General features: G+C 63.2%; 11 protein-coding genes. 4 read left to right on the forward strand and 7 right to left on the reverse strand.

From position 1 onward, the window contains the following. Positions 1–5: 5 nt before the first annotated feature. Together J2X76_RS28980 and J2X76_RS28985 are read right to left on the reverse strand one after the other, a co-directional pair. Positions 6–1,841: an ABC transporter ATP-binding protein gene (locus J2X76_RS28980; RefSeq protein ID WP_310221025.1), complete on the reverse strand. Its 1,836-nt coding sequence runs from the start codon at positions 1,839–1,841 to the stop codon at positions 6–8. Positions 1,842–2,086: 245 nt separating this feature from the next. Next, complete coding sequence (locus J2X76_RS28985; protein ID WP_310221026.1) at positions 2,087–3,283, reverse strand: aminotransferase class V-fold PLP-dependent enzyme; 1,197 nt, start codon at positions 3,281–3,283, stop codon at positions 2,087–2,089. Positions 3,284–3,394: 111 nt separating this feature from the next. Here J2X76_RS28985 and J2X76_RS28990 point away from each other — a divergent pair, with 111 nt between their 5' ends. After that, positions 3,395–4,228, forward strand: a complete 834-nt coding sequence (locus J2X76_RS28990; RefSeq protein WP_405030117.1) for an IclR family transcriptional regulator — start codon at positions 3,395–3,397, stop codon at positions 4,226–4,228. 10 nt (positions 4,229–4,238) lie between these two features. Here the strand turns inward: J2X76_RS28990 and J2X76_RS28995 are convergent, their stop codons facing one another. The 5 genes from J2X76_RS28995 to J2X76_RS29015 form a co-directional block, all read right to left on the reverse strand. Further along, the gene (locus tag J2X76_RS28995) at positions 4,239–4,751 is read right to left on the reverse strand and encodes a RidA family protein (protein WP_405030118.1); all 513 of its coding nucleotides are present in this window, start codon (positions 4,749–4,751) and stop codon (positions 4,239–4,241) included. A 19-nt stretch (positions 4,752–4,770) separates the two neighbouring features. Next, entirely contained in the window at positions 4,771–5,979 is a 1,209-nt protein-coding gene (locus J2X76_RS29000) for an amidohydrolase/deacetylase family metallohydrolase (RefSeq protein WP_310221030.1), read from the reverse strand. Then, entirely contained in the window at positions 5,980–6,852 is an 873-nt protein-coding gene (locus J2X76_RS29005) for an ABC transporter permease (protein ID WP_310221032.1), read from the reverse strand. Further along, positions 6,852–7,793, reverse strand: coding sequence for an ABC transporter permease (locus J2X76_RS29010; protein ID WP_162732493.1), 942 nt, complete (start codon positions 7,791–7,793; stop codon positions 6,852–6,854). The genes J2X76_RS29005 and J2X76_RS29010 overlap by 1 nt, the downstream gene beginning before the upstream one ends. An 88-nt stretch (positions 7,794–7,881) precedes the next feature. Next, positions 7,882–9,408, reverse strand: coding sequence for an ABC transporter substrate-binding protein (locus J2X76_RS29015; protein ID WP_113131527.1), 1,527 nt, complete (start codon positions 9,406–9,408; stop codon positions 7,882–7,884). Between the two features lie 285 nt (positions 9,409–9,693). Here J2X76_RS29015 and yghU point away from each other — a divergent pair, with 285 nt between their 5' ends. The 3 genes from yghU to J2X76_RS29030 all read left to right on the forward strand — a co-directional run bounded on the left by yghU (position 9,694) and on the right by J2X76_RS29030 (position 12,159). Continuing rightward, positions 9,694–10,563: a glutathione-dependent disulfide-bond oxidoreductase gene (gene yghU, locus J2X76_RS29020; RefSeq protein WP_113131526.1), complete on the forward strand. Its 870-nt coding sequence runs from the start codon at positions 9,694–9,696 to the stop codon at positions 10,561–10,563. 82 nt (positions 10,564–10,645) lie between these two features. After that, positions 10,646–11,803, forward strand: a complete 1,158-nt coding sequence (locus J2X76_RS29025; protein WP_310221036.1) for a fumarylacetoacetate hydrolase family protein — start codon at positions 10,646–10,648, stop codon at positions 11,801–11,803. Positions 11,804–11,913: 110 nt separating this feature from the next. Further along, positions 11,914–12,159 carry a DUF982 domain-containing protein gene (locus J2X76_RS29030; RefSeq protein WP_113131524.1) on the forward strand — a complete coding sequence of 82 codons (246 nt, stop codon included), beginning with the start codon at positions 11,914–11,916 and terminating at the stop codon, positions 12,157–12,159. Positions 12,160–12,178: the final 19 nt, after the last annotated feature.

Consider the following 12,178-nt stretch of genomic DNA (forward strand, 5'->3'; position numbering starts at 1 on the left):
AACCGTTACATCGCGACCAGATGGCCCGGCGAAACGGTCTTGTAGCCGAGCGGATTGACCTTGTAGTCCACGGAACGGATCGGGCTCTTGAGCTCGTCGCTGGCGACCATCCGTTTTTCGCGCCGGCGATCGGGATCCGGTACCGGCACGGCCGCCATCAGCTTCTTCGTGTATTCGTGCTGAGGGTTGCCGAACACCGAGGCGCGCGGGCCGATCTCGACGATCTCTCCGAGATACATCACCGCGACACGATGGCTGACCCGCTCGACAACGGCCATGTCGTGGCTGATGAACAGGAAAGCGAGGTTCAAGCTCTGCTGCAGATCGAGCATCAGGTTGATCACCTGTGCCTTGATCGACACGTCGAGCGCCGAGACGCTTTCGTCCGCGACGATAACCTTCGGTTCGAGCGCCAGCGCCCGGGCGATGCAGATGCGCTGACGCTGGCCGCCGGAGAATTCGTGCGGGTAGCGGTTGACCATGTCGGGCGTCAGCCCGACCTTGCGCAGCATGTCGGCGACCACGTCCTTTGCCTGTTTCGCCGTCCCCATCCTGTGTTCGAGATAGGGTTCGGCGATCGCCTGGCCGATCGTCATGCGCGGATTGAGCGAGGCAAACGGGTCCTGAAAAATCATCTGCACGGATTTGCGCATCTCGCGCATTTCGCGCCTGTCGAGCGCCAGCACGTCACGGCCCTCGACGACCACCGAACCGGCATCCGGCTCGATCAGCCGCATGATCGCTCGGCCCGTCGTCGACTTGCCGCAACCGCTTTCGCCGACCAGCGACAGCGTCTCGCCGGCATGGAGGTCGAAGGAGACGTTTTCGACGGCATGCACACGGCCACTGACGCGACCGAACAGGCCGGAATGGATGTCAAAGCGCTTGGTGAGGCCCTTCACCTCCAGAACCGGCCGCTCGTTGGCCGCAACCGTATCGGCGACCTCGACCTGGACGTCGGACTCCCCGGTCGCCGCGTTGACGACCGGAAAGCGCAGCGGCCGCTCGTATTTCTGCATGGAGCCCAGCACCGGCACGGCCGCCAGCAGCGCCCGCGTATAAGGATGTCTGCCGCGATGGAAGATGTCGGGCGTATCGCCCGTCTCCACCTGCTCGCCGCGATACATGACGATCGTCCGGTCGGCGACTTCGGCAACCACGCCCATGTCATGGGTGATAAACAGGACCGATGTGCCCTCCTCGTCCTGCAGCATCTTGATGAGGTCGAGGATCTGACCCTGGATGGTGACGTCGAGCGCCGTCGTCGGTTCGTCGGCGATCAGCAGTTTCGGCTTGGAAGCGAGCGCCATCGCGATCATCACGCGCTGGCGCATGCCCCCGGAAAACCGGTGCGGATATTCGTCGAACCGCGAGGCGGCCGACGGGATGCGTACCTTCTCCAGCAGCCGGATCGTCTCGGCCCTCGCCTCGGCCGCCGACATCGCCTTGTGGCAGAGCAGCGCCTCGGAAATCTGATCGCCGATGGTGAAGAGCGGATTGAGGCTCGTCATCGGCTCCTGGAAGATCATCGCCACGTCATTGCCGCGTACCTTGCGCATCTCGTGTTCAGGAAGCGCCAGAAGGTCGCGCCCGCCGAGCATGATCCTGCCTTCGATGCGGCTGGCCCCCTCCTGCAGCAGCCGCATGATCGAGAGCGAGGTGACGCTCTTGCCGGACCCGCTTTCGCCGACGATCGCCACCGTCTCGCCAGGCGCGACGGTGAAGGAAACATCCCGCACGACCGACTTCCACTCGCCATCCACCAGGAAGGATGTGGTCAGGTTCTCGACGGAGAGGACCGGCTGAGCGGACTGGACGGCTGGTGCTTGCGAGTTGGCCATGATCGTTCCCTTGTTATTGTCGTTATCTGCGAGGCTGTCGGGCGGCGCGTGGAGCCCCTCCCCCTTGTGGGGAGGGGTTGGGGAGGGGACTTGGCTCCGCATCAAAACCCCTCCCGCCTGCCGGCCACCAACCGGGGACGGGTCGCTTGCCCCGTCCCGTCCTCCGGACCCCCACAAGGGGGAGGGTTAGGACTGCCGCGCCGTCTCACATTTTCTATGCGATTATCCCACTATCGCACTGCCTCTCAGTCCGGCCAGCGAAGCGCGCCGTCGAAGCGATGGCGGCTGCGCTCTTCGATCGGCGTCGCGATGATCTCGTTGGAGGCGCGCGCCTTGTCGAGTTCTTCCGCCAAGCGGGCCGCGACGACGGTTTCCTGACCCGGATGCAGGTTGCAGGGGTCGAGGTAGAAGTAGTGATGCTCCACCTCATGATCGCGGACGATGACCGGCGGATTGCCGCGGCCGAGCGCTGCAGTAAGATCCCAGGCGGTGATATGCGCTTCCGGCGCGGAAATGATCACACGCATGCGGTCGAGCGGATTGTTGGTCGGGTCCGGCTCGATCAGCGCCGTGACCCCCGGACGGCCGTCGAGCGTCCTTTTCCAGAGATTGAGGTAACCCGTCTCGCGCTCGCGGATGCCCGCGTGGTCGCGCTTTTCCCAGGCTTCCAGCGCCGCCATGACGCCGAAAACGCTTTCCTTGCCGACCTTCATGCCGCGGCCGATGCCCATGTTCTGCAGGAAAGCGCTGCGCACCAGTTCCTTCTTGCCGGCGACGATGCCCGAAGTCGGGCCGCCGAGGAACTTGTGGCCGGAATAGAGCGCGATATCCGCACCCTGCGCCAAAAACAGCTTCAGGTCATATTCGGAAGCCGCATCAACGATGACCGGTACGCCCTTCGCATGGGCGATCTCGACGAACTCGACAAGGTTCAGCAGGCCGTAGTCGACCACATGATGCGACACGACATAGACGGCGGCGGCCGTCTTTTCAGTAATCGCGTTTTCCATGTGGTAGCGGTGCGTCGAAGTCGCCTGGCCGACCAGTACGACCTTGCCTCCGGCAAGCCGGATCGCCTGGTCCACCGGCGCACCGTAGCTGACCACATGGCCCATCTGCACGAGCACTTCGTTCTTTTCCGGCACGGTGTCCGGCAGCTTCTCGATTGCCAGCAGGTTGTTGCCGGTAATCGCGCCGGCGACTGCGAGGCTGATGCCCGAGGAACATGAGGCGGTCACGAAGCCCGCTTCGCCGCCGGTCAGCCGCGCGATGACCGCGCTCGCCTTGCGCTGCAGATCGTTGATCTCCACGAATTGCGGCAGGATCGCCGCCATCGCCTTGATTGCCTCCGGAACCACGATGGAAGCGCCGAGGCTCGTCATCGTGCCGGAAACGTTGATGACCGGGCGAAGGCCGATCTGCGTGCGGATATCATCGGTCATTGTGGTTCTCCAAAGTGCTGTCTCTTGTAAATGATCGCGGCTGCGAATAACCATCGACAGCTATGCCATAGTAATGTAATAGCCTCTCGAAATCAGACGAGGAGCGTTGAATTGGACGCCAAGACTTCATCCGCAGACCTCTCCGCTGGACCCGGTTCCGAATTGGAAACGGAAGCCAAGGGCGCGCGCCGCTCGCGCGTGAGCGGCATCGACCGCGCGCTGCAGGTGATCGACCATCTCTACGAAACGGGTGCGCCCGCCGGCGCCTATGCGATCGCCAAGGCGATCAAGGCGCCGCTCTCGACCGTCTACGTGATCATCGACGATCTGGTCGAGAAGAACATGCTCGCCCGCAATGCCGACGGTTCGATCTGGCTCGGCGCGAGGCTCTATCACTACGGCCTCGCCTACGCCCGCTCGCTCGATTTCATGAGCGTTGCCACCCATGAAATGCACGACCTTTGCCGCCAGGCCGGCGAAACGGTGCAGGTCTGCGGCCGCGACGGCGATTACATGCTGGTGCTCGCCATGGCCGACGGCCCGAGCCATTACCAGGTCGCGTCGCGCGTCGGCACCCGGGTGCCGCTGAACTGGACCGCATCCGGCCGGCTTCTGGTCGGCCATCTGCCGGAGGCCGAGCGGATCGAGCTGTTCAAACGCTGCGCCCGCACCTCGCCGACCGGCCGCGCCGAGATCGACGCCCGCACGCTCTCCGACTCGGCCGGCAAGGCCTTCGAAGAGCGGCTGTCGATCCAGGTGGCGGAGTCCGATTACGCGGTTGCCTGCATCGCCTCGCCGGTCTGCGACCGGAGCGGTGAGTGTGTCGCGACCATTTCCATCGTGCTGCCGGAACAGAAAGTCTTTTCCGACGAGAACCACTATACGGAGCACGTGCGTGCCTCCGCCCAGCGGATCGAGAAGCTGATGGGTTGGCGCAACCACTGACCTTGCCTCCTCAGTCGTTCAGCGAGACGATCGCCTCGATTTCGACGGTGATATTGCCCGGCAGCGAGCCGAAGCCGACCGCCGAACGGGCATGCTGGCCGGCATCGCCGAACACCGAGATGAACAGGTCCGAGCAGCCGTTGATGACACTCGGATGATCCTCGAAATCCGGCACGGCGTTGACCATGCCGAGCAGTTTCACCACACGCTTCACCCGCGAAAGATCGCCGAGCGCCTCGTGCATGACCGCCAGCAGGTTGATGCCGACCAGCCGCGCATGCTGATAGGCGAGATCGACGCCGACATCGGCGCCCACCTTGCCGGCATGCAGATGGCCATCCGCCTCGCGCGGCCCCTGGCCGGAGAGGTAGAGCATGTTGCCTTCACGGACATGCGTGACGAAATTGGCGATCGGCGGCGGCGGCGGCGGCAGCGTGATGCCGAGCTCGGTCAGCCGGTCGTAAGGTGTCTGTGCCGTGGGAGCGGCCTTTGCTGAAGACGTGTTCACGTCGACTCCTGTCATGCGATTTCAAGAATGCGCCTCAGCGCCAGGAATAACCGTGGCTGTGGCGGACGAGCTTGCGGGCCCGCGGGACGTAGCGGCTGGCGGTGATGGCTTCCGAACCGATGACCGCGTAACGCGGCTCGAACAGTTTCCGCAGGCGCGAGACGTCGCCGTTGGAATCGGTCGCTTCGAGGTCGGAATCGATGAGATCGAAGATGGTGAAATCGGCGCGTTCGCCTACCGACAGCCGGTTTTCCATCGACAGCTTGATGACGGAAGCCGGCGCATGGGTAACCGCTTCGACGACCTTGTCGAACGGCATGCCGACCGACAGCAGCTTGGACATGGTGGTCGCCAGGTCCCAGACCGGGAAATTCATCGAATGGCCGTGCAGGTCGGTCGAGATCGAATAGGGCAGGAGACCGCGGGCGATCGCCGCTTCCGCCACCTTGAAGGAGAACGACGCGCCGCCATGGCCGATATCGAGGCGGATGCCCTCGCCAGCGCAGCGTTCGGCGAGATTGTAGAGATCTTCGTCTTCCATAATGCTCGAACCGGCCTTGCCGTTGAAGCAATGGGTAACGACATCGCCCGGCCCGAGGATTTCCAGCACTTCGTCATAGAGCGCCGGCGGCTCGCCGACATGCACCATCATCGGCACTTTCAGGATCTTGGCGATCTTCTTGCCGAGCTTGACCGGGGTAACGCCCCAGGAACCGGTGATCACGTGGCTCGCCCGCACCTTGATGCCGACGATATGTTCCTTGTTCTCCGCATAACATTCGAGGATGCGGTCGAGGTCGATATCGCGGATATCGCGCAGTTCGGCGACGCGGTTGCAGGCAACGAGGCCGATCGAACCGAGGTTCAGGAACGCCTTGATGCGCTCCCTCGACGGCTCGATGATATATTCGCGAAACCCGTGGAAATTGGCTTCGCCGGCGGAACCGGCATCGACCAGCGTCGTGACGCCGCGCTCGGCGCCGCATTCGGACGGGCGGATCGAGATATCGGTACCGCCATGCCAGATATGCACATGCAGGTCGATCCAGCCGGGCGAGATGAAGGCACCCTTGCCGTCCACCCGGACCGCATCCGCTGGAGCTGCGAGCGACGGGCCGATGGCGGAGATCTTGCCGTCGCCACCGACCAGGATGTCGGTCGTGCCGGAGGCCGCGTTGCCGCCGAAGGCCATCGGCTTCACATTGGTGAGGAGGAGCGGCTGCCCCGCTGTTTCACCGGTCATTTACAGGTCCTTTCGAAGTCTTGGATCGAGCATGTCCCGCAATCCGTCGCCGACCATCTGCAGCGACAGGACGGAAAGAATGATGGCGAAGCCCGGGAAATAGGTCATCCAGTCTGCCTGGCCGACATATTGGCGGCCGGCGGAGATCATGGTTCCCCATGTCGGGATTTCAGGGCTGACGCCGAGGCCGAGGAAGGAAAGTCCGGCTTCGGCAAGCATGGCGCTGGCGAACAGGAACGTGCCCTGCACGAGGATCGGCGACACCAGGTTGCGCAGCACGTGCCGCGTCATGATGTGGAAGGTCGAGATGCCGAGCGCCTTTGCCGCCTCCACGTAAGGCAGTTCGCGGATCACCAGCGTCGAGGCCCGGACGATACGCGCAAGCCGCGGCGAATAGACGATCGACAAGGCGATGATCACGGTCACCAGCGACGGCCCGAGCGCCGCGACCAGCGCGATCGCCAGCAGGATATCCGGGAAAGCCATCATCGCATCGATCAACCGGGCGATCGGCGTATCGAGCCTCTGGAAGAAGCCGGCAAGCAGGCCGAGCGTCACCCCGATGACCGCCGAAAGGGTGACCACAGCAGCCCCGAGCAGCAGCGAAAGCCGCCCGGCATAGATGGTGCGCGAGAAGACATCGCGGCCGAACTCGTCGGTCCCGAACCAGTAGAGTTCGCCCGGCGGCTTCAACCGGTTGACGATCGACAGTTTCGACGGTGAATAAGGTGCGATCCACGGCGCGAAGACGGCGAGCAGGACGAAGATCACGAGGACGGCCACCCCGAGCGCGACCGTCTTGCGCTTGAGGAAACGGCGGAAGAACTTGATCCCCTCGCCGGTCGCCGGTTTGCTGGTAACAATCTCCGCCATCAGTAGCGCACCCTCGGATCGACCAGCAGATAGAGCATGTCGATCGCAAAATTGATGAGGACGTAAAGGCCGGCAATCACGAGCAGCGCCCCCTGGATGACGGGATAGTCACGCCTGAGTACCGCCGAGACCACCAGATTGCCGACACCCGGCAGGCCGAACACGGTTTCGGTGACGACGGCTCCTGAAATCAGCACGGCGGCGGTCAGGCCCAGCACGGTGAGGATCGGGATCAGCGCGTTCTTCAACGCGTGTTTCAGCACCACCCGCCGCTCGATCAGCCCTTTTGCGCGGGCGGTACGGATATAGTCATCGCCGAGCACGTCGAGCATCGAGGCGCGGGTGAACCGCAGGATCAGCGCCGAGGAAACGAGGCCGAGCGCGAAGGCCGGCAATGTCAGGTGATACATGCGCTCGGCGAAGCTCGCGCCCGGCCCGCCGTAACCGGAAACCGGGAAGAGGTTCATCCGCACGGCGAAGAACTGCATGAGGATGAGACCCAGCCAGAAGCTCGGAATGCTGGCGGCCAGCATCGCGACCGTCGTCGCGGCCTGGTCGACGAAGGACCCGCGCCGATAGGCGGCATAGATGCCGATCGGCAGCGCGATGACGCTGGCGATGGCGAGCGAGAAGACCGTCAGGAAGAAGGTTGGTTCGGCGCGGTCGAGCAACGCCGACGTCACCGGCATGTTGAGGAAGATCGACTGGCCGAGATCACCCTTCAGAAGCTGGCCGATATAAAAGACATACTGGACGGCGATCGACTGATCGAGGCCGAGACGGGCCCGCAATTCGGCGATATCCCCGGCCGACGCATCGGGACCGAGCATGACTGCGGCCGGATCGCCGGGCGTCACGCGAACGATGACGAACACGATCGTGACGACGAGAAACATCACGACGATCATGCCGGCAAGGCGTTGGAGAATGTATCGTATCATTCGAAGGTGTTCCTGTGTCCGGCCGTGCGGACATCATCGGGAACGGATGCCGATCCGCAAACCGGCATCCGCGTTCCCTGGGAGGATCTTACTTCTTGATCGACGCGTTCCAGAAGTACGGCCACGGAGCAGGATCGACGCCCTGGAGCTTCGTGGACATCGCCGAGACGGCGTTGAAGTCGCCGATCTTCATGAACGGAGCCTCGTCATACATGGCCTTCTGGACATTCGCCCAGAGCTCGACGCGCTTCTTCGGATCCGACTCCGCCGAGAAAGCATCCACGGTCGCCTTTCTGGCAGGCGTATCCCACCAGCCCGGCGATGTCGGGGCCAGCGAACCGATCAGGGCCGGCTCCGGCAGGAACGGGCTGTGGGTGATGTAGATGTCCCAGAGCGCCTTGTCGGTGCGGCGCTGGGTGAGCGTCGCCCAGTCGACCACCTGCATGTCGACGGCAAAGCCGGCAAGCTTCAGGTATTCGGCTGCCACCTGCGCCATCTTGTAGTGGAACTCGTATTGGCGGCTGGTCAGGATGCGGATCGGTTTGCCGTCATAACCCGCGGCCTTGGCGGCCTTGGCGGCGCCTTCCGGATCGGCGACGTTGTAATTGCCCTTCACGCCGGCATCCGTGCTCCAGGTGAAGGAGGCCGGATAGATATTGCCGTCGAGCGCGTAGAAGTCCTTGCTGCCGAAGGCGGCCGCAAGCATGTCTTCCATGCTGAGCGCCTGGCGGATCGCCTTGCGGACGCCAAGGCTCTTGGCGGCACCTTCCGCGGTGTTGAAGACGAAGACGGGGTAGCCGAACGGCTTCAGCAGCAGCGGCTGCGTGGCCTTCGAGGCCTTCACCTTGTCGAAGGATTCGACCGGCAGCGAGTCGATATAGTCATACTGGCCGGAAACGGCGGCTTCGACGCGGGTGTTCGGGTCCGGGACCGGCACGAAACGGATTTCGTCGAGATACTGGTGGCGGGCGCCGCCATAACCGTCGCTCTCGCCGGAGCGCGGCTTGTAATCTTTGAAGCGGGTGAGCTGGATATACTGGTCGGCCTTGCGCTCCTTCAGCATGTAGGGGCCGGTGCCGATGAAATCGGTCATCGTATCGGCCTGCTTCTCAGCCGGGATAATGATCGCGGCGGAGTTGTTGAAGGCGAGCAGCGAGGCGAGCGGCGCATAGGGCTGCTTCAGCTTGATCGTCACGGTCGCCGGGTCGGCGGCGGAAATCGACTCGATGAAGCCGGCCGCCTGCTTGCCGCGCGAGGCGAGCTTGGTCCAGCGGGTGAGCGAGGCGACCACGTCTTCCGAGGTCATGTCGCTGCCGTCATGGAACTTGATGCCGGTCCTGAGCTTGATCGTGTAGGTCTTGCCGTCGGCACTCACCTCCGGCAGGCTTTCCGCCAGGAGCGGCGTGACATCCCACTTCTTGTTGAACGTATAGAGCGTCTCGAAAATGTGCTGGGTGACGATACCCACGAGGTCGGCGGTGGACGTCATCGGATCGAGCGTCGGCGGTTCGCCGATGGTCGCGACGTTGATGACGCCGCCCTTTTCCTGCGCCATCAGAAACGACGGCGTGGCGACGAGCGCGGTTGCGACAAGGAATGCGAGCTTCAATTTCATGGCAGTCTCCCGTTTATGTTCCACAATTATGTTATATAAGCTTTTATAACAGAATATAGGAGACAGCCGCCCTGTCAATGGGCAGACGGAACATGCTGAAGTCGAAAACCGGGTATGGCGGCCGTGCCGCCGGACGCCTGCCGGCGCGGCGCCGAATGTTCTTCGAAGTGAGGGGCGGCCCCCTAACAAAATCTCGCCCGCTCTCCTACGTGGGACTGGACGAACACGTCTTCGACAGCGAAAAGACATGGCCGTCGCATCCTCTTCAAATGCTAGGAGCCAGAAGTGACCGATTCCAACTACACTCCGCCGAAAGTTTGGACCTGGAACAAGGCCAATGGAGGCCAGTTCGCGAGCATCAATCGCCCGATCGCCGGCCCGACCCATGACAAGGAATTGCCCGTCGGCCGCCATCCGCTCCAGCTCTATTCGCTGGCGACGCCGAACGGTCAGAAGGTCACGATCATGCTGGAAGAATTGCTGGCGCTCGGCCATTCCGGCGCCGAATACGACGCCTGGCTGATCAAGATCGGCGACGGTGATCAGTTCGGCTCCGGCTTTGTCGAGGTCAATCCCAATTCCAAGATCCCGGCGCTGATGGACCGTTCCGGGCCTAAGCCGATCCGGGTCTTCGAGTCGGGCTCGATCCTCGTCTATCTGGCTGAAAAGTTCGGTGCCTTCCTGCCGACCGACCCTGCCAAACGCGCCGAATGCCTGTCCTGGCTGTTCTGGCAGATGGGCAGCGCCCCCTATCTCGGCGGCGGCTTCGGGCACTTCTACGCCTATGCCCCGACCAAGATCGAATACGCGATCGATCGCTTCGCGATGGAAACCAAGCGCCAGCTCGACGTCCTCGACCGGCGCCTTGCCGAAGCCGAATATCTGGGTGGCGACGACTACACGATCGCCGACATCGCGGTCTTCCCCTGGTATGGAGGTCTCGTGAAGGGCTGGCAGTATGGCGCTGCGGAATTCCTGTCGGTCCAGGATTACACGCACATCCACCGCTGGGCCGACGCGATCCTGGAACGCCCGGCAGTCAAGCGCGGCCGCATGGTCAACCGGGTCAGCGGCGATCCCTCCCAGCAGCTTCACGAACGCCATGACGCCAGCGACTTCGAGACCAGGACCCAGGACAAGCTGGCAGCAAGCTGAGGAACGCGCGTCGATCCGGTAGACAAAACAGGATAGATGTGGCCCATTCGGGCCACATTTACTGGGAGGCAGACTTACCAACATGACCGGCAATCTCAACGACACTTTCGCGAACGGCCTTTTCGTCGGACGGGCCTGGAATCCGGCAGCATCAGGCCCGAGCGTCATCACGGTGCGTGACGGCAGCCTGGTCGACATCACCAGCAAGGAAGCGCCAACCCTCAGCGCGCTTCTGGAACGTTCCGATGCCGCGGATTTCGTTCGGAACGCGCCCGGCCCGGTCCTCGGCACGTTGGAAGACATTGCGAAGAACAGTTCCGGCCGGCCCGACCCGTCGCGTCCCCATCTGCTGGCTCCAGCCGATCTGCAGGCGATCAAGGCCTGTGGCGTTACATTCGCGCAATCGATGATCGAGCGGGTCATCGAGGAAAAGGCGGCCGGCAATCCCGACAGGGCAGCGGCGATTCGCCAGACCGTCAGCACCATCATCGGCGGCAGCCTCAAGGACCTCAAGGCCGGTTCGCCGCAGGCGGCGAGCGTCAAGGACGCCCTGATCAGGGAAGGCATGTGGTCGCAATATCTGGAAGTCGGGATCGGTCCGGACGCAGAAGTCTTCACCAAGGCGCCGGTGCTCGCCTCGGTCGGCTGGGGCGCCGATGTCGGCCTGCATCCGGTATCGACCTGGAACAATCCCGAGCCGGAAATCGTGCTGGCGGTCGACAGCCGCGGCCAGATCAAGGGCGCGACCCTCGGCAATGACGTGAACCTGCGCGACGTCGAAGGCCGCTCGGCTCTGCTGCTCGGCAAGGCGAAGGACAACAATGCCTCGTGCTCGATCGGGCCTTTCATCCGCCTCTTCGACGAAAGCTATGGCCTGGACGATGTCCGCAATGCCGAACTCGACCTGAGGGTCACCGGGCCGGAGGGATATGTGCTCAACGGCAAGAGCTCCATGTCGCAGATCAGCCGCGACCCGCTCGAACTCGTCACGCATACCTGCGGCGAGCATCACCAATATCCCGACGGCTTCATGCTGTTTCTCGGCACGCTGTTCGCGCCGACCGAGGATCGCGACGTGCCGAACCAGGGCTTTACCCACAAGATCGGCGATATCGTCGAGATCTCGTCTCCCGGCCTTGGAACGCTGCGCAACACCGTGCGTCTCTCCACCGAGTGCCCACCCTGGAACTTCGGCATCTCGGCGCTGATGAAGAACCTCGCCGCCCGGGGATTGCTCTAGACAGAGCAATCCTCCTTCTCGCATCGGCTCTACCATCGGCCTCTCGCCCCTCGCCACGGCCGTCAAATCGGTCTATGAGACCGGCTTGGACGAGACGGGACGCCTGAAGAATGAATACGCCTTGGAACAAGCCGGTCATCATATCGATCGGCGAGCCGCCGGCTGAAACCGCGATCGAGACGACGCAGGCAGCCGCCTGGGCGATGATCGAAGACTGGCCGACGGAAGATGGCGCAGCCCTCGATCGGGCGCTGGCGGTCTGTGCTGCGGTGGACGCCGGAAAGAGCAAGCCGGAAGAGGCGCGAAAAGCCTTCGTCCAGGCAGCGACGGAAGCACATATCCTGATCCGCGCGTAAGCCGTCCGCCGGAGCGAAC

It is taken from the genome of Neorhizobium sp. 2083, from assembly GCF_031455615.1.
Taxonomy (GTDB): Bacteria; Pseudomonadota; Alphaproteobacteria; order Rhizobiales; family Rhizobiaceae; genus Neorhizobium.